The sequence below is a fragment of the Acinetobacter sp. NPDC052428 genome, from assembly GCF_044547685.1.
GTDB classification, from domain to species: Bacteria; Pseudomonadota; Gammaproteobacteria; order Pseudomonadales; family Moraxellaceae; genus Acinetobacter; species Acinetobacter lwoffii_G.
Genome location: NZ_JBIUAT010000001.1, coordinates 39,585 through 63,293, shown reverse-complemented (window position 1 = coordinate 63,293; position 23,709 = coordinate 39,585). Strand labels below are relative to the sequence as shown.

The 23,709-nt window shown below is 42.9% G+C and carries 19 protein-coding genes and 1 pseudogene; 12 read left to right on the top strand and 8 right to left on the bottom strand.

Annotation, left to right across the window (positions count from 1 at the left end; genetic code table 11):
• Positions 1 to 100: 100 nt before the first annotated feature.
• A complete protein-coding gene (locus ACIG3F_RS00280) occupies positions 101 to 595 on the bottom strand; it encodes an Lrp/AsnC family transcriptional regulator (RefSeq protein ID WP_004645712.1) in 495 nt (164 codons plus the stop codon).
• Between the two features lie 112 nt (positions 596 to 707).
• On the opposite strand from ACIG3F_RS00280, the gene ACIG3F_RS00275 reads away from it, so the two are divergent.
• The 6 genes from ACIG3F_RS00275 to ACIG3F_RS00250 all read left to right on the top strand — a co-directional run bounded on the left by ACIG3F_RS00275 (position 708) and on the right by ACIG3F_RS00250 (position 8,176).
• Entirely contained in the window at positions 708 to 1,313 is a 606-nt protein-coding gene (locus ACIG3F_RS00275) for a LysE family translocator (protein ID WP_138743380.1), read from the top strand.
• A gap of 523 nt (positions 1,314 to 1,836) precedes the next feature.
• The gene (locus ACIG3F_RS00270) at positions 1,837 to 2,589 is read left to right on the top strand and encodes an electron transfer flavoprotein subunit beta/FixA family protein (RefSeq protein WP_004731799.1); all 753 of its coding nucleotides are present in this window, start codon (positions 1,837 to 1,839) and stop codon (positions 2,587 to 2,589) included.
• Between the two features lie 18 nt (positions 2,590 to 2,607).
• Entirely contained in the window at positions 2,608 to 3,540 is a 933-nt protein-coding gene (locus ACIG3F_RS00265; RefSeq protein WP_396468857.1) for an FAD-binding protein, read from the top strand.
• A 180-nt stretch (positions 3,541 to 3,720) separates the two neighbouring features.
• On the top strand, positions 3,721 to 4,380 hold the full coding sequence (locus ACIG3F_RS00260) for a hypothetical protein (RefSeq protein ID WP_396468856.1): 660 nt from the start codon (positions 3,721 to 3,723) through the stop codon (positions 4,378 to 4,380).
• 320 nt (positions 4,381 to 4,700) lie between these two features.
• Entirely contained in the window at positions 4,701 to 7,682 is a 2,982-nt protein-coding gene (gyrA, locus tag ACIG3F_RS00255) for a DNA gyrase subunit A (protein WP_396468855.1), read from the top strand.
• 68 nt (positions 7,683 to 7,750) lie between these two features.
• Entirely contained in the window at positions 7,751 to 8,176 is a 426-nt protein-coding gene (locus ACIG3F_RS00250; RefSeq protein ID WP_071850638.1) for a DUF3887 domain-containing protein, read from the top strand.
• Positions 8,177 to 8,203: 27 nt separating this feature from the next.
• Here the strand turns inward: ACIG3F_RS00250 and ACIG3F_RS00245 are convergent, their stop codons facing one another.
• The 4 genes from ACIG3F_RS00245 to ACIG3F_RS00230 are packed head-to-tail and all read right to left on the bottom strand — an operon-like array spanning position 8,204 to position 13,033.
• Complete coding sequence (locus ACIG3F_RS00245; protein ID WP_396468854.1) at positions 8,204 to 9,304, bottom strand: ABC transporter permease; 1,101 nt, start codon at positions 9,302 to 9,304, stop codon at positions 8,204 to 8,206.
• The gene (locus tag ACIG3F_RS00240) at positions 9,301 to 10,431 is read right to left on the bottom strand and encodes an ABC transporter permease (protein ID WP_396468853.1); all 1,131 of its coding nucleotides are present in this window, start codon (positions 10,429 to 10,431) and stop codon (positions 9,301 to 9,303) included. Before ACIG3F_RS00240 ends, ACIG3F_RS00245 begins: the two co-directional genes overlap by 4 nt.
• Positions 10,431 to 11,561 carry an HlyD family secretion protein gene (locus ACIG3F_RS00235; RefSeq protein ID WP_396468852.1) on the bottom strand — a complete coding sequence of 377 codons (1,131 nt, stop codon included), beginning with the start codon at positions 11,559 to 11,561 and terminating at the stop codon, positions 10,431 to 10,433. Before ACIG3F_RS00235 ends, ACIG3F_RS00240 begins: the two co-directional genes overlap by 1 nt.
• Before the next feature lie 11 nt (positions 11,562 to 11,572).
• Positions 11,573 to 13,033 carry a TolC family protein gene (locus ACIG3F_RS00230; protein WP_396468850.1) on the bottom strand — a complete coding sequence of 487 codons (1,461 nt, stop codon included), beginning with the start codon at positions 13,031 to 13,033 and terminating at the stop codon, positions 11,573 to 11,575.
• Between the two features lie 361 nt (positions 13,034 to 13,394).
• Between ACIG3F_RS00230 and serC the strand changes: the two genes are divergently transcribed.
• Complete coding sequence (gene serC, locus ACIG3F_RS00225; protein ID WP_396468848.1) at positions 13,395 to 14,474, top strand: 3-phosphoserine/phosphohydroxythreonine transaminase; 1,080 nt, start codon at positions 13,395 to 13,397, stop codon at positions 14,472 to 14,474.
• 582 nt (positions 14,475 to 15,056) lie between these two features.
• Here serC and ACIG3F_RS00220 read toward each other — a convergent pair.
• Positions 15,057 to 15,989, bottom strand: a complete 933-nt coding sequence (locus ACIG3F_RS00220; protein ID WP_396468846.1) for a hypothetical protein — start codon at positions 15,987 to 15,989, stop codon at positions 15,057 to 15,059.
• Between the two features lie 250 nt (positions 15,990 to 16,239).
• Between ACIG3F_RS00220 and ACIG3F_RS00215 the strand changes: the two genes are divergently transcribed.
• On the top strand, positions 16,240 to 16,725 hold the full coding sequence (locus tag ACIG3F_RS00215) for a YaiI/YqxD family protein (protein WP_171054293.1): 486 nt from the start codon (positions 16,240 to 16,242) through the stop codon (positions 16,723 to 16,725).
• Positions 16,726 to 16,746: 21 nt separating this feature from the next.
• Positions 16,747 to 17,661, top strand: coding sequence for a DMT family transporter (locus ACIG3F_RS00210; RefSeq protein ID WP_396468845.1), 915 nt, complete (start codon positions 16,747 to 16,749; stop codon positions 17,659 to 17,661).
• Positions 17,662 to 17,670: 9 nt separating this feature from the next.
• Here ACIG3F_RS00210 and ACIG3F_RS00205 read toward each other — a convergent pair whose 3' ends face one another.
• Complete coding sequence (locus tag ACIG3F_RS00205) at positions 17,671 to 18,234, bottom strand: PilZ domain-containing protein (protein WP_138742869.1); 564 nt, start codon at positions 18,232 to 18,234, stop codon at positions 17,671 to 17,673.
• Between the two features lie 26 nt (positions 18,235 to 18,260).
• On the opposite strand from ACIG3F_RS00205, the gene ACIG3F_RS00200 reads away from it, so the two are divergent.
• The 3 genes from ACIG3F_RS00200 to ACIG3F_RS00190 all read left to right on the top strand — a co-directional run bounded on the left by ACIG3F_RS00200 (position 18,261) and on the right by ACIG3F_RS00190 (position 22,718).
• Positions 18,261 to 19,496, top strand: a complete 1,236-nt coding sequence (locus tag ACIG3F_RS00200; RefSeq protein ID WP_004645695.1) for a lipoprotein-releasing ABC transporter permease subunit — start codon at positions 18,261 to 18,263, stop codon at positions 19,494 to 19,496.
• Positions 19,489 to 20,172 (top strand): lipoprotein-releasing ABC transporter ATP-binding protein LolD, encoded by a 684-nt coding sequence (lolD, locus tag ACIG3F_RS00195; RefSeq protein WP_004645694.1) that lies wholly within the window; start codon positions 19,489 to 19,491, stop codon positions 20,170 to 20,172. Before ACIG3F_RS00200 ends, lolD begins: the two co-directional genes overlap by 8 nt.
• 83 nt (positions 20,173 to 20,255) lie before the next feature.
• Positions 20,256 to 22,718, top strand: coding sequence for a DNA internalization-related competence protein ComEC/Rec2 (locus tag ACIG3F_RS00190; protein ID WP_396468843.1), 2,463 nt, complete (start codon positions 20,256 to 20,258; stop codon positions 22,716 to 22,718).
• On the opposite strand, the pseudogene ACIG3F_RS00185 reads toward ACIG3F_RS00190, so the two are convergent.
• Positions 22,707 to 23,680: pseudogene (locus tag ACIG3F_RS00185) on the bottom strand (lysophospholipid acyltransferase family protein). The gene ACIG3F_RS00190 and the pseudogene ACIG3F_RS00185 sit on opposite strands and share 12 nt — an antisense overlap.
• Positions 23,681 to 23,709 lie beyond the last annotated feature (29 nt).

Below are 23,709 nucleotides of genomic sequence, written 5' to 3'. Positions count from 1 at the left end.
TCAATCTATGCGCTTGCAGCACATGTTATGGTTTAAGCAAGCATACGATTATGCAAATCTTAAATTAAGAACATAGCGTCGTTGTCTAAAATCAGTTTGCCTATAAATCTTCTAAAGGCAGCTGGAAACTCTGTTTAATAATCTGACTCGGTAAATCTGTTTTGACACTGGTAATACCATTTTTTTTGGTCAGATGGGTCGACTGAAATTTACGGTAACTTTCCAGATCAGGCACCACAACTTTCAACATGGCATCGCTCTCTCCCAAAATAATGTAGCACTCCATCACTTGCGGCAATTCTTTCATCGCCTCAATAAAGGTATCAATGGTTTCGGCATCCTGACCGACCAGCCAGATGCGCGAAAATAAAATCAGCTGAAAACCAATTTTTTGTTGGTCGACAATAGTCGTGTAATTCTGAATGACGCCTGCATCTTCCAGTAATTTTACCCGGCGTAAACAGGACGAAGGTGAAAGTCCGATTTCACGTGCCAGATCATTATTCTGAATACGGCCATTGGCTTGTAAATGTCGAATGATATTTTTATCAATTCGATCAAGTTTTACCCGCACAGACTTGGTGGATATTTTCATAAATTAGAATAATATTCGAAAAATAATACTTATTATAAAATAAATTGAAAGCCAATTTTGTAAAAAATCGCAGATACTTATTTCACTTTCTGGAGTTTGAAAGGAAAAGGAAATGTCTATATTTGTACTCTTTGCACTGACCGTGCTTCCCCTGATTTTTACGCCTGGACCCGATATGTTATTTATCCTGTCTCAAGTGATGGGTAAAGATGCAAAAGCAGGCATGATGGCAACCTTAGGGGTGTGTTGCGGTTATCTGGTGCATTCGATCCTTGTGGCACTAGGGATTGCGGCTATTATTGTCTCTTTTCCGGTGCTGTTTGAAACGATTCGCTGGCTCGGGATTGCTTATCTGCTGTATTTGGCATTTAGTTTACTTAAATCGGTATTCAGTAAAAACGCGCTGAACATTGAGAAAAAGACCTCAGCCAATCCGATTAAAAAAGGTTTTTTTACTGCGCTGTTAAATCCGAAAGGCATGTTGATTTATTTTGCGATTTTGCCGCAGTTTATTGATAAATCAGCCAATACTGTCAGCCAAGGTTTGATCCTGTCCTTTATTTTTATCAGTCTGATTTTTGTAGTGTATTGTAGCTTAAGTATTTTGTTCAGCAAAATCAGCCAAAAAACCCAAATGGATGAACGTAAACAAAAATGGGTAGATGGAACTTCTGGTGGTTTACTGGCACTTGCCGCAAGCTGGTTAATCATTAATTAATCGGATTGCAAAGAAGCATACTGTTCGCAGTATGCTTTTTTTATAATTGTGAAGCTTTGAAATTAAATATTCACTTTGTCGGCGTAGAATTCAATGCGCTGGTTTATTATTTGGTCAATTTGTCTTTATATTAGGTTTAATTCGCTCTCAAAAAGAGTTCTGTCCAAAATGACAAAAGCTGACATACGTATATTCCGGCTGTTTTGCTTCAAGCTGCTTTAAATCAGTTTAAATTAAATGTCATCAATCAAAACTTCTGATGTGATTAATCAGATAAAAAAATAATATAAATCAATGGTTAAATTTTAAGTAAATATTGATACATTTCATTGTAATAAAACGATAACAATTAATTGTGAACGCATCGTTCAGGGAAAATTACGCATTTTTACAGCTCTTTGTTGAATTGTGACTTGACCGAAATGCCGTACACATTGCAAGATAGGGCACCTAAAAAAATTTAAGTGAAGAGTTACACTAACTTTTCTCAACATTTACATTTGCTAAAACAGCCGAGGATTACATGAAGGCTCTTGTTGCTGTAAAACGTGTGGTTGATGCCAACGTTAAAGTTCGTGTTAAACCGGACAACAGTGGTGTTGACTTAACTAACGTTAAAATGTCAATTAATCCATTCTGTGAAATCGCAGTGGAAGAAGCGGTTCGTTTAAAAGAAAAAGGAACTGTTTCAGAAATCATTGTTGTTTCTATTGGTCCTAAAGAAGCCCAAGAACAAATCCGTTCTGCAATGGCGCTTGGTGCTGACCGCGGTATTCTGGTTGAAGCTGATGACAGCCAACTGGGTGCGCTGGAAATCGCTAAAATCCTGAAAGGCGTTGTTGACGCTGAACAACCACAATTGATCCTTCTGGGTAAGCAAGCAATTGATGATGACTCGAATCAGGTTGGTCAGATGCTTGGCGCTCTAATGGGTGCAGGTCAAGGTACATTCGCTTCTGAAGTGAAAGTAGATGGCGACAAAGTACAAGTAACACGTGAAGTAGACGGCGGTTTACAAACTGTTGAACTGACACTTCCAGCAATCATTACCACTGACTTGCGTTTGAACGAGCCTCGTTATGCGGCACTTCCAAACATTATGAAAGCGCGTAAAAAACCGCTTGATACCAAGTCACCTGCAGATTTCGGTGTAAACCCTGCAACTAAACTGAAAACAGTGAAAGTTGAATCACCTGCAGAGCGTAAAGCTGGCGTACAAGTGAAGTCTGTAGATGAACTTGTAGAAAAATTGAAAAACGAAGCGAAAGTGATCTAATACAGAAGGATAAAAATCATGAGTATTTTAGTTATCGCTGAGCACGACAACAAAGCATTAAACGCTGCTACTTTAAACGTTGTTGCTGCAGCGCAAAAAATCGGTGGTGATATCACTGTATTGGTTGCTGGTTCTGGCGCTCAGGTAGTTGCTGACCAAGCGGCTAAAGTTGCGGGCGTAAGCAAAGTAGTGCTTGCTGAAGACGCTGCTTATGCAAACCAATTGGCTGAAAACGTGGCTAAACTTGTTGCTGAATTAGGTAAAGGCTATACACATATCCTTGCTGCTTCTACAACAACTGGTAAAAACATTTTACCACGTGCAGCTGCGCTTCTTGACGTAAGCATGATCACTGACATCATTGCGGTAGATGGTCCTAAGACTTTCAAACGTCCGATCTATGCAGGTAACGCAATTGCAACTGTAGAATCAGGCGAAAACATCGTATTGGCGACTGTTCGTGGTACAGCATTTGATGCTGTAGCTGCTGAGGGCGGTTCTGCTGCTGTTGAAGCTGCTGCGTCTACGGGTGATGCGGGTATTTCTAAGTTTATCAACGAAGAAATCGTAAAATCTGAACGTCCTGAACTGACAGCTGCGCGTATTGTGGTTTCTGGTGGTCGTGGTGTAGGTTCTGGTGAGAACTATCACAAGATCCTTGATCCATTGGCCGACAAGCTTGGTGCTGCTCAAGGTGCATCACGTGCTGCGGTAGATGCTGGCTTCGTACCAAACGATATGCAAGTGGGTCAAACGGGTAAAATCGTTGCACCTGACCTGTACATCGCTGTAGGTATCTCTGGTGCGATTCAGCATTTGGCTGGTATGAAAGAATCTAAAGTGATCGTTGCGATCAACAAAGATGAAGAAGCGCCAATCAATGCAGTCGCTGACTACTGGTTAGTCGGTGACCTGAACACTGTAATTCCAGAATTGGTTTCTAAAATCTAATTTCTGAATCGGGTTCAAAATACGCTCTTGTGCAAGCAGTGAAAGCAATGTTTTACTGTTTTGTCCAAGGGCGTTTTTTTTATGCAAAAATTTTAAAAATACTCTACAGTCGAAACTAGAGTATTTCATTTGCATGAAAAGTGATAAAATCCCGGTTTGCTTTTTCTCCTGTTTTTAATCATGTCCTTTTCCAAAGCCGCCCATATCCTGTTTATTAGTTTTTTGCTGATTGCGCTTTATCTGGGTATTTGTATTCATACTGCCCTGAATGCACCAGCTTCGGTAACTCAGTATTTATTTAGTGAATCAGGCGCTTTTGAAGTCATGAGTCCATGGTTATGGTACTTGCTGGCAGTGCTGTGTTTGCTTAATGCTGAAATCAAACCTAATACCCGAGTGTTTACGGCTATAGCAGCGACATTGTTGGGATTACGGGAAATGGATTTCCATAAGCAGGTGTTTGAAATGAGTTTTATCAAAACTAATTTCTATCGCAGTGCTGAAATTCCGCTCATGGATAAGCTGCTCGGATTTATTTTATTGCTCGGCATTATTTTTGTCTTTCTGGTACTGGCGAAAAAGCTGGTTCAAACCATACGAAGCATGAAGAATTCTTTGAATATTGCACATTTTTTTATCTTTCTCACCATTGCCTGTGGCGGACTGAGCAAAGTGCTCGATAGCACGACTTCAACCCTGAAAGAAGAATTCGGCATCCAGTTGGTGCCACATACTCAAATCATGATTATGACCATTGAGGAAGGGGTAGAAATGTTATTGCCAGTTTTATTGATTGTGGCCGTGCTGAGCTATAGTAAAGTACTGAACCAGGCACAATAAAAATATAGAAAAAACGATGAAGATGCGCCAGTTGATTGGCGCATTTTGTTTTTGTAGTACTGTATTTCTCAAAATTTTGGGTATTGAAAAATCCTGTCTGGATGCGCTAATTTTCGGTTTTGAAATAACAAGAAAATGATCACTAAAATGAAGATAATTAACAAGGTTAAGCTGAATATTTCGACACAAAAATACAAGTGTTTATGCTATAATTTAGGGCTGTATTTTAGTTTTTAACTCAGTCGTTTGAGTTAATGATTTTGCTAGTTTTACGACATATAAATACAAGTCAAAATTGGCTTGTAGAATAAGGAGTATGCATGAGCGTATCGGAAATTAGACCGATTGCCATTGAGGATGAACTTAAAAGCTCATATCTCGATTATGCGATGAGCGTGATTGTGTCACGTGCATTGCCCGATGTACGAGATGGTTTAAAACCTGTTCATCGTCGTGTGCTTTTCGCAATGCACGAATTAGGCAATGACTATAACAAAGCTTATAAAAAGTCTGCACGTGTAGTCGGTGACGTGATCGGTAAATATCACCCGCATGGTGATTCTGCCGTATATGAAACGATTGTACGAATGGCGCAAGATTTCAGCTTGCGTTACCAATTGGTTGATGGTCAAGGTAACTTCGGTTCGGTCGATGGTGATAGCGCAGCAGCCATGCGTTATACCGAAGTGCGTATGCGTAAACTGACCCACGAACTGTTAGCGGATCTTGAAAAAGATACCGTCGAGTGGGAAGACAACTACGATGGCTCTGAGCGTATTCCTCAAGTCATGCCAACCCGTGTTCCGAACTTGTTAATTAATGGTGTTACCGGTATTGCAGTCGGTATGGCGACCAATATGGCGCCGCATAACATGACTGAAGTCGTGAATGCGTGTCTGGCTTATGCCAATGATCCTCAGATCAGTATCGAAGGGTTGATGGAACATATTTCTGGTCCGGATTTCCCGACAGGCGGTATCATTTACGGTAAATCAGGCATCGTCGATGCTTACCGTACCGGTAAGGGCCGTTTGCATATCCGTGGTAAGTACCATTTCGAAGAAGATCCGAAGAATGGCCGTACCACCATCGTATTTACTGAAATTCCATATCAGGTCAATAAAGCAAAAACCATTGAGCGTATTGCTGAACTGGTCAAAGAGAAAAAACTGGAAGGCATTTCAGAGCTTCGTGACGAGTCTGACAAAGACGGTATGCGTATCGCGATTGACCTGAAGCGCGGTGAAAACGCTGAAGTGATCGTGAACAACCTGTTCCAGAACACGCAACTTGAAAACTCTTTCAGCATCAATATGGTTTGCCTGGACAATGGCCAACCAAAATTGATGAACCTGAAAGACATCATTGCCGCGTTTATCCGTCACCGTCAGGAAGTAGTCACGCGTCGTACCATGTTCGAATTACGCAAAGCGCGTGAACGTGGTCATATCTTGGAAGGTTTAACCGTTGCTCTGGCGAATATTGATGCCATCATCGAAACCATCAAGAGTTCTGCGAATCCAGCTGAAGCGCGTGAGCGTTTGCAGGCAGGTGAGTGGGCTGGTGGCGGTGTTTTGGCCTTGCTAGAAAAAGCCGGTTCAGTTTCTGTACGTCCAGATGAGATTGAAGGTGAAGATCCAAGTCGCCCATTTGGTTTGGATGGCGAGATTTATCGTCTGTCACCAACCCAAGTGAATGCGATTATGGAACTTCGCTTGCATCGTTTAACTGGTCTGGAACAAGACAAGTTACATGCTGAATATAGTGAAATTCTGTCACAAATTGCTGAACTGACTGCAATTTTGAATGACTTTAATCTGTTGATGAATGTGATTCGTGAAGAATTGGCCTTGATTCTTCAGCAGTATGGCGATGCGCGTAAAACATCGATTGTCGAGTCACGTATCGATTTCTCTCGTGAAGATCTGATTCCTGAAGAGCAAATGGTTCTGACGGTATCGAAATCAGGTTATGCGAAAACTCAACCATTGTCTGACTACGCTGCACAGCGTCGTGGTGGCCGTGGTAAGTCTGCGACCAGCATGAAAGAAGATGATTACATTCAACATCTGATTGTGACGTCAAGTCATGCGACAGTACTTTGCTTTACCAACGTTGGTAAGGTCTATCGTCTGAAAGTGTATGAAGTACCACAAGCATCACGTGGTGCCAAAGGTCGCCCAATGGTGAATTTGTTGCCACTGGATGAAAACGAGACCATTACCGCGATCTTGCCGGTGATTGATGCGCCGAAGAAATTTAAAGAACGTCTGGCTGACTTCAAGACATTTGTAAAAGCCAATGCAGTACAGTTGCAAAGCAATGAAGTGATCAATGCTCATTTTGCCGAGCTTGAAGCAGCGCTGACTGAATCTGAAGAGGGTGCAGATGATATTTCTGATGCATTGCGTATTCAATTGAAACAGTTAGGCTTGGAGCTTTCTACAACAGACCTTGATGATGACATCATCAATGATTTTGCTCAGCAGGCTGAAGCGGTACGTAAAAACTTCTATGTGTTTATGGCGACTGAATACGGTACGATTAAACGTGTAGAGCTTGAACAGTTCTCGAATGTTCGTTCAAACGGTTTACGTGCGATTGAGCTGAATGGCGACGATACCTTGATTGGTGTGGCGATTACCGATGGTGAACAGCAAATCATGTTGTTCTCGAACGAAGGTAAAGCCATTCGCTTCGCAGAGACTGATGTACGTTCAATGGGCCGTTCTGCCAAAGGTGTACGCGGTATGCGCGTGACCATTGGTGCAGCTGCACAGTTAGAAGAAAATGACGAAACTGAGATCGAGTCTGATGACGAAGATGGTTCAGATTCAGCATTGATTAGCCGAATCGTATCACTGGTTGTTGTACCTGAAACTGGCGAAGTACTGTGTGCATCTGAAAACGGTTATGGTAAACGTACTCCAGTAGACGACTTCCCGACCAAAAAACGTGGTGGTAAGGGCGTGATTGCGATCAAGACCTCTGAACGTAACGGTCAATTGGTGGGCGCTGTTGCCATCGATGCTTCTAAAGAACTGATGCTAATCTCTGATGGTGGTACGCTGGTTCGTACCCGTGCATCTGAAGTGGCACAAACCGGTCGTAATGCACAAGGTGTTCGTCTGATCCGTCTAGGTAATGAGGAATTGCTGGTTGGTGTCGTTTCAATCGAAGCGGTTGAAGAAGATGAGTTTGTTGAAGCGATTGAAGGTGCAGAATCTTTAGTAGCAGAAACAGATGTAGCAGCTGAAACTGAGCAAGTTGCAAAAGATGGTGAAAATTCAGTAGAAGAATAAGTTTTTTACTGATAAAAAGGGCGCTTCGGCGTCCTTTTTTATAAACCTTGACTGCATAAGGGTAAGCGATGAAAACCAAATTAATGTTGTTGGCAGCAGCGGTTGCATTGACTGGCTGTAATTCAATGGACAATATTCCGAATCCGAGTCCTGAACAGGAAAAGGCGGCACAGCTGGCTTATGAGGATTTGCGTGACGGGAAATATGAGGAATTTCTGGATCAGTTAGAACCGCAGTTGCAGACCCAGTTTAAGGATAATGAAAAGCTGATGAAACGCTTTTCACGTTCAATTCCTCAAGGTGAATACAAGTCTAAGACTTTAATGACCAAAGAGATTGAAGAAGCAACCAATCAACCGGGACAATATAAGGTCAGCTATGAAATTGCCTATCCGGAGAATCTGGTTCAGTATGATGTGAGTTTTGACAAGCCGAATGGTAGCAACAAGATTCGTAATTTCAATATTCAGGTCTTTGGCGAATCAAATAAATAAGTGGAATAGGCGCATTGCTATAATGTTCTATCTGCTTTGATGACCAGAAATTAAACGTCGATAAGCCAAAAAAAAGCACAAGCTACCGATCATTCCAAGATAGAGCAATTTAGGCAAGATCAGTGTTGTAGGCACACCCATTTGATTGAGTTGAATAAACATCTGCACAATTTGGGTGGAGGGCAGGATTTCGCCAACGACTTGCATCCAGATGGGCATGGCAGCATGTGGCCAGGCCGCACCAGATAAAAAGAACAATGGAATGGAAGTGAATACAATGACATGCCCCGCACGTTCCGGCAGATCCAGAAAACTGGCAAATAGGTAGGTCATGCCAATTATCGTGTAGATAAAAACCGCAACAGCCAGTAGCATCCCGAGCAGGTTGCCACCGCGCGGATAATCAAACAGCCAGAAGCTAAAGCCGAATAAATAGAAACATCCCAGACAGCCAATAGTAAAGACCGCTAAACACATCCCAATCAATGCATTTGCGTTTAATTCTATTTTTCTTTCCCGATATACCAAAATCAGCATACTCAAACCCAAAAGAATGGTTTGGTGGATAATTAAAGGTGCAACCGCAGGAAAGACATAACTGCCATAGCCGGACAGTGGATTAAATAAAGGAATTTGATGTACAGAAAGGGCCGGTGAAAAATCCGAGACCTCGCCAAAGCGTTCAGTATAGTCTGCCAAAGTTTGCTCAACTGATGTGGCTAAGCCCAGACCAATTTGTTTGGTCACTAAAAAGTTGGCTGTGCTTAAATACAGGCCAATGCCGCCTGTTTCCCCATGCCTTAAGCTTTGCGATAAATTGTCCGGTAGCAGTAAAATGCCATCGGCTTTTTGAGATTCAACCCATTGTTTGGCTTCGGCAAAATTTCCGGTAATCGCCTCAATTTCCACATTGGGGCTTTGTGCCACCTGACCAATAATACGGGTGCTTAAGTTACTTTGTTCTTCATCGACAATAATAATCGGTAAGGCTTCAGCCTGCTGTGCCTGATAAGCGGTTGGATAAAAAAAGCTGTAAAATAAGACGGATAGAATAAGCGTGGTAAAGATCGTGCCGTGACTGACAATATCCTTGAAGCTTTGCAGATAGTAAAACCAGAGGGATTTCATGGTGTTGCTCCTTTGGCGATTTTTTTAAGAAACAGATAAGCCAGCAGAGCGTAGACTAGGGCATAGATCAGCAGCATTAATCCAGCTTGCAGTGAAATATGCAATGGACTACCAATCACCCATTGTTCAGTTTGTAATTTGGCATAGGGCGTGAACGGAATAATATTGGACCAAAACTGGGTGAATAGGGGCGCATTATTTAAAGGTAAAGTCACACCGGCAAAACTTAAAGATGAACCGCCATAGACCGCAATGATGCCAAAAGATTTACTTAAATCTTTGGTCGCCAGAACCACTGCACTGCTTAAAAATGCATAGGCGCTATATAGCAGAAATTGTGCCGATAGAATCAGGGCGAGCGAGCCGGCAACAAACCAGCCGCGAATTTCAATCAGCCAGAACATCCAGACCCAGGTCCACACACTAAAAATAGCCACATAGACCAGGTTCTTAGACAGCAATGCCATCCAGATGGATGAGTTGCTGATCCAGCTTGTTAAGGTCTGTCGCTTCAGTTCCTGACCGACGGAAAATGCCACACAACAACATAGTAGTAAATGCAGAATTGCCGGAATGACATAGGGTTCCAGATAGAATTCATAATTCAGCTGCGGATTATACAGCGGCGATATTTTGATATGCGGTGACGGTGCTTCGAGAGAGGGCAGCCGGTTGCCCAGATATTGCTGTCCGCTAAATTCAGCGAGTGCTTGCAGGGTACTAACCAGCATGGCAGATGAAATGGTATTTCCGATACTGAAATAACTCTGGTTAAAGGCAATACTGATATCAGCATCCTGGGCACGAACCAGACGTTGCTCGGCACCGCTTGGAATATGGATATAACCCCAAATTTTATTTTGATTTAACAGGCGCTCAATTTCAGCTGTTTGTTCCGACACCGTAGCAATTTTAAGAGTATGATTCAGCGCCACATGCTGATAAATGCTTTGACTCAGCGCACTCTGGTCTTGATCAATAATAGCAATCGGTAGATGACCGGCTTTACCTTGGGCAAACATGCTGCTGAATAAAATAATCACCAGTGCAGGTGCCAGCGTGACTAGGCACAGATCCCATTTTTCGCTGAGCAGATAGCGCAGTTCGCGCCATATACCCGTCCACATTATGGGGTCTCTTTCAGTTTAAATAACACGCTCATCCCGACTTTGAGTTCAGGGATGGCTGGTGCGGGCACAAGATGCAGCTTAAAACTTCTTACATCATAGCCGCCGGTTTGACGTGTAGTTTTAATGGTGGCAAATTCACCCTCGGCACTGATCTGCTTGATTTTAAAAGTGGCGGTTTTATCTAGGGCGGGAATATAACCTTCAATACTGCTCATTTTCTGAAATGGGGCATATTGGTCTTCACGAATATTCAGGCTCACCCACATTTGATCTTCAATCAGGCTGACCACAGGGACTGCGGTGGCTACCAGCTCCGAGACTTTGCCATAGGTTTTAGACACCGTTCCGTTTACAGGTGCAACTAATTGGGTTTCTGCCTCTAATGCATTGGCTTCATCCAGCGCAGCCTGGGCAATATCTACCTGTGCATCGGCGGAACTCTTTTGCTGCGAGGTGCTGCCACGTTTGGCGCGTGCATATTGCTGATACGCCGCTTCTGTCATTTGCGCCGCTGATTGACTGGCTGCATACAATTCATCATGGCGCTGACGTGAAATCACACCTTCCTTAAATAAATTTGCACCACGCTCATAAGAAACTTTGGCTAAATTCTGTTGTGCTTTCAGCGATTGCCAGTTGGCATACAGGCTGGCGATATTTTCTTCCTGAGAGCCACGTTCAGCAGTCGATTGTAAGGCCAGCGCAGATTGTAAAGCCGCTACTGCTTGCTGTTTTTTGGCCTGAATTTCCGGGCTGTTTAAGCGCACCAGTACATCGCCTTTTTTGACCTGCTGACCTTCTTCTACATAAATTTCTTCAATACGGCTTGGCACTTTGGTCGCCACCTGAACTGTTTCAGCTTCTACACGACCCTGCAATTCCAGCGGAGCCGGTTGGTAGCTTTTCCATAATCCAAAAGCGATGACTGCCAGCAGAACAGGAATCAGGGCGAGCAATAAATATTTTTTCTTTTTAGCAATTTCAGGAGCTTGTTCATGTTCGGTCGAATTTGCTGGGTTATTTTCTATTCCAGTTTTTGTTTCTACCTGTTGCGCAGGAGATTTTTCTGTATCGCTGGATGAAGCCGCTTTATTCACAGGATCATTGGGTTTTTGATCTTCGTTCATGTTCGGCTCCATTAGCGAATATAGTGGGTATTGGTATGTTGGATGTAGTTCGGAAATTCTGCAATCGAGCCATGGCTTTGTAATAGTGTGGCCAGTGATATCACATATTTGTAGGCATTCAAGGCAGTTTCAGCTCGTAGTCCGCTCAGCATATTCTGTGCATCGATGACCTGTGTGGCGGTGCCCATATCTTCTTTAAAGGATAATTCTTGGATGCGTAAATTTTCCTGTGCGGCTTTCAAGTTTTGTGCCAGAAGTGCATCACTTTGCTGTGCGCTGAGTGCTTCGCTATAAGATTTATAAATCAGATTTTCAATTTCCTGCTGGGTGCGTGCAGTGAGCAGTTCTGTAGCAGAGCGTTTGAGTTCGGCAGCCTGAATATTTTTGTTTTTATCGATCCCGGAAAACAGGTTATAGCGTGCGGCAACTCCGACAATCCAGTTTTCATTTTGATCCAGACTATATTCGCCAAAAGCAAAAACATTCGGTTTTTTAGCTGCTTGCTGGGCTTTGACATTGGCTTGAGCTAATTGAGTATCCAGCTGCATTTTTTGAATCAGCGCAGAGTTCTGACTAAAGGTTTTCAGCAGATGATTTAAGGCCTGTGGCTCGGTTTTATTGACAAATAAAGGCGTCGAAAGTTCGGTGATGCCGCTTTCCTGAAGCAGATTATTGAGCTGGAACAGGGCAGCATTCAAATTGGCCTGCGTATTTTGCTGGCTGCGCTCGGCATTATTGCGTGCTACTTCAAACTGCATGCGGTGGCCTTTACTGATAAAACCTTGCTGTTCCATCTTTAAGGCATTGCGATAATGCTGCTGCATGGCATTCAGATTAAACAGCGCAGCTGCATGCAGTTGCTTTTGGAGCTGTACATTAAAATAACTTTGAATCAGTTCAAAACGCTGCGTGTCTTGCTGCTGTTTGTTGCTGAGCTGACTACGACCGACCTGAATATTGGCGATTTCTTTAGCGCTACTTGTCAGCCCACCGGTATAAAGCGGCATCATGACTGAAATCGTCGGGCGAATCACCTGATCATCCAGTACAACATTTGAACTATCAGGAATTAAGCCCACCCCATTTTGAATAGGTTGTCTTAAGCTATTTTTTAGTGGGTCAGCCAGACCCCCTAAGTTCAGTTCATCAATTCTATTATTGACACCATCCGTTAAGGATTGCTCTAAATTATTTTTTAATGCACCCAAAGGCAGATCGAGTTCATTATGAAAGGCATACGCACGAACATTCAGGTCGACTCGTGGCAGACCTATACCTTTCACTGCTTCAGCTTCAAGTTTTGAGGCCTGCTCCAGACTTTGATAGGCTTGGCTGCTATAAGAATTTTGCAACAACTGACGTTCAGCGTCCTGAAAGCTGATGCTCTGCGCATGAGTAAAGCTGCCATACATCATCGATGCAAGCAGATTTAAACCCCAGACAAGCTGTCTTTTATTTTTCTTTAAGTTCATAAAGTCGCTAAACTGATTTAAAGCCGGTAATGATATCCGGCTAGTATAAATCAAAGGTATGCAGATAGAACTAGTGTAAAGTTATAGTATTGTTTCTTTTACATCTGTATTTCAAATACTTATCGGCTGTTTTTGAGAGAGTATCCAGAATTAAAAAGTGGCTTAATCTTGAATATTTTCAATTGTGAGTGCAAAGATGATAAAAACAAGCAGGCTAAAATACTGGTCAATTTATCTTGTGAATCTACATTGATTTTTTGACTCTATCTTGACTCATAGATTGAAATAATTTTGTGCAAGACCCTGCCAGATATGGTTAAATGCCATCATTTTATTGTGTTTCACTCTGAAAGGAAAAATCATGCGCGCGTACAACTTCTGTGCTGGTCCTGCTGCATTACCGACTGCCGTACTTGAAAAAGCTCAAGCTGAAATGCTTGACTGGCACGGCAAAGGTCTTTCGATCATGGAAATGAGCCACCGTAGTGCCGACTATGTTGCCATGGCTGAAAAAGCGGAAGCAGACCTGCGCAAACTCATGAATATTCCTGAGAACTACAAAGTATTGTTCTTGCAGGGTGGGGCATCACTACAGTTCTCGGCAATTCCATTAAACTTGCTTGGCAAAAACAACAAAGCAGACTATATCGATACCGGCATCTGGTCAGAAAAAGCTTTGAAAGAAGCGCAACGTTATGGCGATATCAATGTTGTAAAAGCAGGTATCCAAATTGATGGCAAATATGCGATCAGTGCCCAAAGCGAATGGAATCTGTCTGCAGATGCTGCCTATGTGCATTATGCTGATAATGAAACCATTGGTGGTCTGCAATTTGCTTCAATTCCTGAAACAGACAAGCCATTAGTGTGCGACTATTCATCTAGCATTTTATCTGCGCCAGTAGATGTCTCTAAATTTGGTTTGATCTATGCGGGCGCGCAAAAGAATATCGGGCCTGCTGGCTTAACGCTGGTGATCATTCGTGAAGATTTACTCGATCAAGCCAAACCTGAAATTCCAAGCATCTTGAAATATTCAGATCAAGCGAAAAATGGCTCAATGGTCAACACACCATCAACTTATGCATGGTACTTGTCTGGTCTGGTATTCGAGTGGTTACTGGAAAATGGCGGTGTAGATGCTATACACAAAGTGAACCTTGAGAAAGCTAACTTGCTTTATGGTTATATCGATCAAAGCGATTTCTATGCGAATCCGATTGCAAAAGCAAACCGTTCGATCATGAACGTACCATTTACCTTGGCCAATGCAGATCTTGAGAAACAGTTCCTGAAAGAAGCCGAAGCGCAGCATTTATTGAATCTTGCTGGTCACCGTTCGGTTGGCGGTATGCGCGCAAGTATTTATAATGCCGTGCCTTTAGAGGGTGTGCAGGCATTGGTGAACTTTATGGATGACTTTGCCAAACGCAATGGTTAATTCCTGAAACGAAAAAACCCAGCACAAGCTGGGTTTTTTTATAGATGCAATAATTTTAGAAAATAAAAGTATGCAGGGTGAATCCGCAGATCAGCATCCCCAACATGAAAAAAAGGCAGGACATCATATCAATATTATAGCGGGAGCTAAGATGATGCTCGACCTGTTGTAATGTTTCTTCTTGCACGATTTTCATAGATATTTATTGTCCGATCTATTTATCGTTAATACTAATTTGTTGTGAGTATTTTTATCATAAAAAATTGATTAAATAAAGTACATTTTTAATTAAAGAGCATAAATTTTTATTTTATTTAAATATCAGATTTGCACGACAACAGATTATTTATATGAGAAATCAAGCGCTTATTTTTAGAAGATTTTTAAGGTTATTTTAAATATTTAAAATGAATTCATTTGAATTTAAACATGTGGATAACTCGGTTTTTAATGAATTTAAATAGATTATTAAGCCAGAAAATATGTATAAAAAATAATCAAAAAATAAAATGACAAATAAGAATATAGATGGATTAAAAGAAGATACCCATCAAAATGAATATCTTCTTTATATGTTTGAACTTAAGCTGCTTTTCTATAAATATTGGCCTGAATCCACAAGTTTCCACGAATATACTGGCTAATCTGGAAGTTTTTGTACTGGTCATTCCGCGTTGCAATCCGGATCAAGGTCGCAGGCTGGCCTTCGTCATGAATCAGGGTGACATCATACAGGGTGTAGTCCTGATCCATAAATTGCATGGTGGTTTTACCGACAATATTGCCCTGAAACCAAGCTTCATCTTCCTGACCCATGGTTTCGCCGTATAGATAAGCCACCATTTTAGAAAAATCTACAGTGACAGGTTCTTTATCTTCTTCAGACTGCGGCTGCCAGGCATCAATCTGTTCCTGCAGATTATCCGGCGCTACACCATTATTGGCAGCCAGAATATCATTCAAGGCACGGTGGTGCTTGATCGAAGCCGGATCATCAACCACCAGATGCTCATGATCTGCGACCGCTTCAAGTTCATAGGCCCAGCCATTCAGATTCACCACATAGGACTGGTCTTTTTCATAATGTGGGTGATTGACGCTATACAGGCTATCGAAAGCGTAAATAATATTGTTAGCACCCAGATTCAGGCGCAATACAGCTTGGGTGTTGGATTTACAGGAAATAATCCGGTCAATCGTGGCTTTCACCTGATAAGGACTGTCAAAGCACGGAAATGCAGTTTTTACCGCTTGAGGTTTGTTGTTTTCGACGGCAATCACTTGACTCAACTGTACCGCAGCTTTGCTCGGTCCCTGAATCAGCCAGGTCTCTGCATCCATATCACATTCTTGTGTACAAAGGCCCATCGGCATGATTGGTTCATCAAGAGCTTTGCCTAACCACTGTGGTACATCTGTGCCAGGGTTGTCGGTGAGCAAGGTCCAGTGTTCGACATGACTACCGAAATTTTGATCATCAATGGTGATGATCTCTGGGCTATTCTGATTTTTCATATGCACAATTGATCTTGGATGATGTATTTATAGTTAATCGAGGGTCATTGCGATTTTTCAAGTCAATCGAATGAATTTTAAAATTAAAATGCCAGTCAAATGAAGTCAATTTTTTTTCTCGTGTGAATCACGCCGCTTTTACCGAGCACATACTTTTTAAAATACTGATGACAGATGCTATGAAAATGGAGTGATTTAATCATCAACCTGATCGTCTCAATTTGCTAGAATAACCATGATTTATACCTTAATGGGAAGCCCTGTGTTGCCATTCAAACTTTGGGTCGATGCCGATGCATTGCCCCGTATGCTGCGAGATGTGATTATTCGTGCTTCGGATCGCTATCAGCTGGAAGTCACTTTTGTTGCCAATCAGCCAGTCGGAATCACACCTTCGGTCAGAATTAATTCAATTCAGGTGATGAGTGGGGCGGATGCGGCAGATAAAGAAATTATTCTGCGCATGAAAGAGCATGATATTGTCATGACCCAAGATATTCCCTTGGCTGCGGAAGTGATTGAAAAAGGCGGTATTGCGATTCATCCCCGTGGTGAAATTTATACTACGGCCAATGTCAAAGCGCGCTTACACCTGCGCGATTTTATGGACAGCCTACGCGGAGCTGGCGTGCAAACGGGCGGTCCGCCACCGATTTCAGAGCGGGATAAACGCGAATTTTCCAGTGCACTCGATCAGACCATCCAAAAACAAAAACGTAAAACTTCCGCGCTTTAAGCCTTATTCAGAGTGACTCGCATGCCCACACAAACCAATATGATTGCCATCTATCTTTTATTGGTTTTTATCTGGGCGACGACACCGCTGGCTATCGTCTGGAGTGTGACGGATTTGCATCCGCTCTGGGCCCTGGCATTGCGCTTCTTTCTGGCTTTGCCTTTTGCATTTGCCTTGTTGTGGCTATTTAAAACCCGTTTTCCCTTAGATAAATTATCCATGCACAGTTATTTGGCTGGTGCATGCAGTTTTATCGGCTCACAGATTTTCACTTATCTGGCCACGGATTATCTGAGTTCAGGCATTATTGCCCTGATGTTCGGACTGGCACCGATTATTACCGGTTTAATTGGCCGTTTTGTATTTCAGCTTAAGCTCTATCCTTCGCAGTGGGGTGGTATGGCGATTGCCTTGCTGGGTCTGGGCATTATCTGTGTCGGTGGCAAAGATCAGCATATTCAGCCGATCGGCATAGGCCTGATGTTGCTCAGTGTTTTTATTTACTGTGTTTCGATGTTCTGGGTGAAAAAAGTTAATGCACCTCTTGAACCCATGGCGCAAGCTGCCGGTTCTATTGCGGTTTCAGCGGTCATGGCCTGTGCCATGTTGCCATTTATCTGGCAATTTGCACCGACCCAGATTCCGCAGGCTAAATCGCTGATTGGACTCAGTTATGCTGTAATCATGGCTTCCCTGATTGCGATGTTCTGTTATTTTAAACTGGTGCAGAAAATCAAGGCGACCACGTTGTCATTGACCACCGTATTGACGCCGATGCTGGCCTTATTTGTCGGGGTAATTCTGAATGATGAAAAATTATCGGGTGGGGCAGTATTTGGCGTCATTATCTTGCTGGCTGGTTTGTTGTTATATTTTTCCAGAGAAATTAAAGCGAGCTATAACGCTCGCCTTTCATCGTCCAGCAGTACTGACTAAAGCAGTAATTTAGGCAAAGTGAGCCTTGACGCATTCACCCAGTTTGACACGATCTTGTGGATGCATGGTAATAAAATAAGCACCAGTCCGATATTTGCCATTTTCTTCTTCGCGACTGTAGGCCACCTGAGCGGTTGCTGCAATATGGAAGAAATTTTCCGGATGACTCAAAGTCACGTGCAGATAGGTGCCTTCAGCGATAGGGCGCTCATTAAAGAAGCTAAAACCGGTTTCTGAAAAGTTCACCTGCTCTGGTACAGGTAACATGCTTTGTACAATTGCGTCATACAAAGAACCGGTAATAAGGTTTAACTTTTGATTAAATAAGGATAAGATTCGAGCAATTTGTTGATCTTTTTCAGATAATTGTTCTAATTCGTAGTTAACCGCATGATCAAATTGATCTAGTTCTGCAAGTAGTAGAAAATAGCGGGGCAACACGAAGTTAGGATCGTAAGGATCATTCAAGGCAACATCATCGGAAATAATCTGATAATTAATTCGTAAGGCAGCATCGATTCGAGACATGACGCGTCTTTCCGTAAATCCGTTTGGATGCTGTACATTTTCCATAATTTATTACCTCGGACTAGATGGTTATGTTCAAACCAATCTCGCTGTATATAGGGTTGAAATATACTCGCGCACGGCGTAGTAACCACTTCATTTCTTTTATCGCGTTGGTCTCAATGATCGGCCTCACACTCGGTGTGGCAGTCCTCATTACAGTGTTGTCTGTGATGAATGGTTTTGACCGAGAGTTAAAGAATCGTGTCTTAGGAATGATACCCCAAGCGACTGTTTCCTCAACACAAATTTTAACAAATTGGCCGGAACTTGCAAAGCAAATTGAAGGGCATGAACATGTCCAGGGAGTCGCACCTTTTACTCAATTACAAGGCATGCTGACCGCACAGGGTCAGGTCGCCGGCATTATGGTCAGCGGGATCGAACCCGAGTATGAGAAAAAAGTTTCGATCATACAAAACCATATGGTTGAGGGCAGTATTGACAGCCTGAAAAAAGGTGAATTCGGTATTGTTTTAGGCAAGCAAATGACCGACGCCATGGGGGTGGGTTTAAACGATAATATTACCCTGGTTCTACCAGAAGCCACCCCATCACCAGCCGGTGTCGTCCCGCGTTTTAAGCGTTTTAAAGTGGTGGGAATCTTCAGTATTGGTGCTGAAGTTGACTCGATGATGGGTTATATCGCTTTAAATGACGCCTCGACCTTGCTGCGTCTGCCGGATGGTGCGCAGGGGGTACGTATGAAACTGGATGATATTTTCCTGGCACCACAAGTGTCTCAGGAAATCGTGCGTGATTTGCCGGGGAATTTCTATGCTTCGGACTGGACTTATACCCATGGTAATCTGTTCAGCGCGATTCAGATGGAAAAAGCCATGGTCAGCCTGCTTTTATTCCTGATCGTGCTGGTGGCGGCATTTAATATTGTGTCTTCACTGGTGATGGTGGTGACGGATAAAAAATCGGACATTGCCATTTTACGGACTTTGGGTGCTTCACCTGCCACCATTACCAAAATTTTTATGGTGCAAGGTACCGTGATTGGGGTGATTGGAACTTGCGCAGGAGCCATCCTCGGGATTATTGCAGCAACTAGTATCAGTAGCTTTATTGGCTGGCTCAACAATACTTTAGGACTGAATATGTTTGATGCCTATTTTATTAACTACTTACCTTCGTATCTGCGCTGGCAAGATGTTTTGGTGATTGTAGGCTTGTCACTGGCCCTTAGTTTTGTCGCGACGATTTACCCCGCTTTACGTGCAGCAAAAATTCAACCGGCAGAGGCTTTGCGTTATGAGTAATCTGATTTTAGATGCCCAGAATATTCACAAGTCCTTTACCGATGGTAAAGCCACTGTCGATGTGATTCGCGGCTTGTCGCTACAGGTGAAAGCAGGTGAGTTTGTTTCGATTGTAGGTTCAAGTGGTTCAGGCAAAAGTACCTTATTGCATGTTTTGGGTGGATTGGATCGCCCGACGTCAGGTCAGGTCATGGTGAATGGCCGCCGTTTTGATACCTTGTCTGAAGCAGAACGCGGTTATGTGCGGAATGAGCATTTGGGCTTTGTTTATCAGTTTCATCACCTGTTGCCAGAATTTACGGCACTGGAAAATGTGGCCATGCCACTGATGTTACGCGATAACATGAAATTCAAGGAAGCTAAACAGCAGGCCGAATATTTGCTGGAACGTGTTGGTCTTTCGCATCGTCTGACTCACAAGCCGGGTGAATTATCCGGAGGTGAGCGTCAGCGTGTAGCTTTGGCGCGTGCAGTGGTGGGTAAACCTAAACTGATGATGGCCGATGAACCGACCGGAAATCTGGATCGCAAGACTGCAGCAAAGATTTTTGAACTGCTGACAGAATTACAACGTGAGTTCAATATGGCGATGCTGATTGTGACGCATGATGAACAGCTGGCCCATGCTGCAGACCGGATTTTACATATGCAGGATGGTCTCTGGATTGAACCATAAATAACGAGAATATTCGCATTTGATTGAAGCTCACTCCGGTGGGCTTTATTATTGGGCAAAATAATAATAAAGAATAAGATTCAATGTTGCAGTGGCTGTGTATCGGCTGGATTTTAGGCCTTGCCTGTATGGGGAAAAGTTTCCTGTCTGTTCAACTGAGCGGGACGGTAGTTTTGATCGTTGCGCTGTTGTGGTATATGGGTTGCCATAAATTAAAGTTCATTTCGAATACACCGCTGCGAAGCTTGTTGATCACTGGATCAAGCCTGCTTTTGGGAGTTTTTTTAGGTCATGCTTATGCCAATCTGCAATTGGCTGAACGTTTATCCAAACGAGAGCACGAGGTCTCTGAAAAAAAAATCGTAGTCTATATCAAAGAGCTGAATAAACTGGGCGATCAGAATATCCAGCAAGCCCTGCATGTGCTTAACCCTGATGGCACTACAGTTAAGTGGATGGGTTTTCTGCCAGTTTCAGATCCTGTCATATCCAGTTTAGGAAATGATGTAACCAAACAGCAGACTCTTGAACTGGGACACTATTATTTATTACAAGGCCAGATTCGACCTAACCATAGTTATGCGACACCGGGTGCTTTTGATGCAGAAAAATGGGCCTTGCAGCAAAATGTTATGGCCGGGTTTAGGATTAAACATATCCAAGAGTTGCAACCGCAACAACTCTATGCACTAGGTCATGCTAAATATCTACGTCAGCAGAAAAATTTGAATCAGCGATTTTTGCTTTGGGTAGAACAGCAGCGACTGACCTTAAGAGAGTTTGTGGCCACACAACCAGTACAGCAGAAAGGCTTGTTACTGGCTCTATTAAGTGGTGATGAAAGTCTCTTGGATCAAGCGACGGAACAGCAATTCCAGCGTTTTGGCATGAGTCATTTGCTGGCGATTTCCGGACCGCATGTCCTGATCTTTGCCTTTATCGTTTGTGGAGCGTTGCAATATCTGATTTCAAGGTACGTACCGCAGATTTATCTGAAATGGCCAAGGCAGTATTTTTTGAGTCTGCCTTTTTTGTTATGTGTATTGCTGTATTGTGCCTTTGTCGGTTTTGAAATTCCGGCGTTACGCACTTTACTGATTTGTGTGATTGTGACTTTTACGCTGCTGCTCAGGCAAAGTATGCAGCCATTAAAACTGCTGATTTTAAGTGCTGCCTTATTGTTGCTCTTTGATCCTTTTAGCATTTTGTCGGCCGCATTCTGGCTGTCTTATGGGGCCTGTTTTGTCTTGCTGCGGATCTATCAAACCATTCAGCAGCAACCGCATCAAACAGTACAAACAGCATTACAACGACTGTATTTTGCAATAAAAGTTTTGATGGAGTCGCAGTGGAAAATCTTTCTGGCCCTGTTTCCCTTAATGATGTTGTTTTTTAAGCAGGTGGCTTGGATTACCCCGCTAAGCAACCTGGTGGCTATCCCGTGGATTGGCCTGCTGATAGTTCCCGTAGATATTCTGGCGGCTTTATTATTTTTCATTTCTGAACCACTTTCGAGTCTGCTGTTTCAGCTCAATGATATTTTTATTCATATACTGCTGGCATTTTTGAATCTGCTTGATCGGCTGTTTGCACCGCAACTGATTCCTGTGGCCATGAATGTCTGGATGATTGCTCTATGTATTTTGGGCTTATTAATTGTCTTTTTGCCGCGTGGCTTAGTGCCCAAAAGCTGGACAGCACTTGCCTGTTTACCACTGTGCATTCCTCAACTTAATCAGCATGCATTTCAGCTGTCTGTTCTGGATGTCGGGCAGGGACAGGCCATCTTCATTCGGGAAGGGCAAAAGAGCATGATGATCGATATGGGCGGTTATTATAATGAAGAAAAATTCAGTATTGGTCGGCAAGTGATTATGCCATTTTTGTCTGTGCAAGGTGTTGGAGAGCTGGATCAACTGATTTTGACCCATCTGGATCAGGATCATAGCGGTGCGTATCACAGCATTAAAGATCAGTTAAACATCAAGCAAGTGTCATCCAATCAGATACCTGAAACATCGACTTCTTCACGCTTTCAGTTTTGTCATCAAGGACAGCAATGGCAATGGTCTGAGACGATTAACTTTAAAATTTTGGCACCTCGGCAGCAGCAGTTAAATACGCCAAACTTCAATAAAAACGACCGATCTTGTGTGGTGTATCTGCAAGTCAAAAATGCCGGACCGTATCAAAACTTTTTACTGATGGGGGATGCGGGCTGGGAAACTGAATACCAGTTGCTCAAAGATTATCCTGAATTAAAAGTTGATGTGCTGGTACTCGGCCATCATGGCAGTCAGCACAGTTCAGCCTATCAATTTTTACAGCTTTTGCAGCCTAAACTGGCGATTGCCTCGGCTGGGAAATTTAACCGTTATGGCCACCCGAGCCAACTGACGCAGCAACGGTTGAAAGCCCTTAATATTCCCTTATTGACCACGGCAGAACAGGGGAGTGTGCACTTTCAGCAACATGGCTCAAAACTGGTGCTTTCTGCCGAACGACATAAATGGCAGTGGTTGTATCGTCAGCCCTTAAGTGACTGATTCCAGTATGGACGAAACTTCATGTAGTTCTTGAGTTCTTAATGCATTTACTTTGCCCAAGGCTTGTTCATGTTCAAGCTTATAGAGATTTCCCAAGTCTTGATGCGCATTAAAGCGTTTATAACTCCAGTGATAATGTTCCGGATGGCGACGAATTAAATTTTCAATACTATTGATAATGACTTGCGTGCCTTGATTGGCATTGCCACTATAAATTTTTTCATCAACGGTTTCGATAAAGATATCGAATCCATCATCAGTATTACGCAAGGCATATAAAAACAGGGCACGCGCTTTGGTCTTTTGAATCAGTTTGGCACTCAAATTACTCGTAGCTAAAGGCACACCGAAATATGGAATATATTCACCACCGATATTCGGGGTATGATCCGGCAGGATGACCGTAGTGCCGCCTTGTTTTAAGGCCTTAAAATCTGACGGACACCAGATTCATCGGTCGGTACCAGATGCGCCTGTTCCCGGCTACGGGCAGCCCGTACAAATTGATCTGCAGCCTGATTTTTCACAGGTTTATACATAATGGTCATTGAAGTGAACTGGGCAATATAGGCATTCATAATTTCCCAGGTACCAAAATGCGGCACAATTAAAACCAGACCTTTATTTTGTGCAAGGGCATCATGAAGTAGATCTTCGCCAATGACGCGATGAACGCGTTTAAGATTTTTCTGATTGCTTGAACCCCAAATAGTAAAGAACTCGAAATATGACATTAATTCATTGCGAACCGCAGCACGGTTAATCTGTTCACGTTCCTGATCGGACAATTCTGAAAGACTGATTTCAAGGTTGAGACGAATGACTTCCGAAGTTTTAGTGACTTTAAAACTGTTCACAATAAAGGCCAGAATACGGGCCATCCAGCGAGAAACCGGAAGCGGTTGGCGGCTAATGTATTTGAGTAATCCGTAAGCTGAATTCCGTGAGCCCTGTTTCGTCATTGATTTCGTCTAAGTACAAAAAAAGAGAA

What these genes read in the sequence shown, in the direction of transcription:
- ACIG3F_RS00250 (WP_071850638.1), top strand. Translation starts at nt 7,751, where the DNA reads ATGAAAACCAAATTAATGTTGTTGGCAGCAGCGGTTGCATTGACTGGC.
- ACIG3F_RS00190 (WP_396468843.1), top strand. Translation starts at nt 20,256, where the DNA reads ATGTTGCAGTGGCTGTGTATCGGCTGGATTTTAGGCCTTGCCTGTATG.
- serC (WP_396468848.1), top strand. Translation starts at nt 13,395, where the DNA reads ATGCGCGCGTACAACTTCTGTGCTGGTCCTGCTGCATTACCGACTGCC.
- ACIG3F_RS00235 (WP_396468852.1), bottom strand. Translation starts at nt 11,561, where the DNA reads ATGAACGAAGATCAAAAACCCAATGATCCTGTGAATAAAGCGGCTTCA.
- ACIG3F_RS00280 (WP_004645712.1), bottom strand. Translation starts at nt 595, where the DNA reads ATGAAAATATCCACCAAGTCTGTGCGGGTAAAACTTGATCGAATTGAT.
- lolD (WP_004645694.1), top strand. Translation starts at nt 19,489, where the DNA reads ATGAGTAATCTGATTTTAGATGCCCAGAATATTCACAAGTCCTTTACC.
- ACIG3F_RS00240 (WP_396468853.1), bottom strand. Translation starts at nt 10,431, where the DNA reads ATGTGGACGGGTATATGGCGCGAACTGCGCTATCTGCTCAGCGAAAAA.
- ACIG3F_RS00220 (WP_396468846.1), bottom strand. Translation starts at nt 15,989, where the DNA reads ATGAAAAATCAGAATAGCCCAGAGATCATCACCATTGATGATCAAAAT.
- gyrA (WP_396468855.1), top strand. Translation starts at nt 4,701, where the DNA reads ATGAGCGTATCGGAAATTAGACCGATTGCCATTGAGGATGAACTTAAA.
- ACIG3F_RS00260 (WP_396468856.1), top strand. Translation starts at nt 3,721, where the DNA reads ATGTCCTTTTCCAAAGCCGCCCATATCCTGTTTATTAGTTTTTTGCTG.
- ACIG3F_RS00245 (WP_396468854.1), bottom strand. Translation starts at nt 9,304, where the DNA reads ATGAAATCCCTCTGGTTTTACTATCTGCAAAGCTTCAAGGATATTGTC.
- ACIG3F_RS00230 (WP_396468850.1), bottom strand. Translation starts at nt 13,033, where the DNA reads ATGAACTTAAAGAAAAATAAAAGACAGCTTGTCTGGGGTTTAAATCTG.
- ACIG3F_RS00275 (WP_138743380.1), top strand. Translation starts at nt 708, where the DNA reads ATGTCTATATTTGTACTCTTTGCACTGACCGTGCTTCCCCTGATTTTT.
- ACIG3F_RS00265 (WP_396468857.1), top strand. Translation starts at nt 2,608, where the DNA reads ATGAGTATTTTAGTTATCGCTGAGCACGACAACAAAGCATTAAACGCT.
- ACIG3F_RS00210 (WP_396468845.1), top strand. Translation starts at nt 16,747, where the DNA reads ATGCCCACACAAACCAATATGATTGCCATCTATCTTTTATTGGTTTTT.
- ACIG3F_RS00270 (WP_004731799.1), top strand. Translation starts at nt 1,837, where the DNA reads ATGAAGGCTCTTGTTGCTGTAAAACGTGTGGTTGATGCCAACGTTAAA.
- ACIG3F_RS00215 (WP_171054293.1), top strand. Translation starts at nt 16,240, where the DNA reads ATGGGAAGCCCTGTGTTGCCATTCAAACTTTGGGTCGATGCCGATGCA.
- ACIG3F_RS00200 (WP_004645695.1), top strand. Translation starts at nt 18,261, where the DNA reads ATGTTCAAACCAATCTCGCTGTATATAGGGTTGAAATATACTCGCGCA.
- ACIG3F_RS00205 (WP_138742869.1), bottom strand. Translation starts at nt 18,234, where the DNA reads ATGGAAAATGTACAGCATCCAAACGGATTTACGGAAAGACGCGTCATG.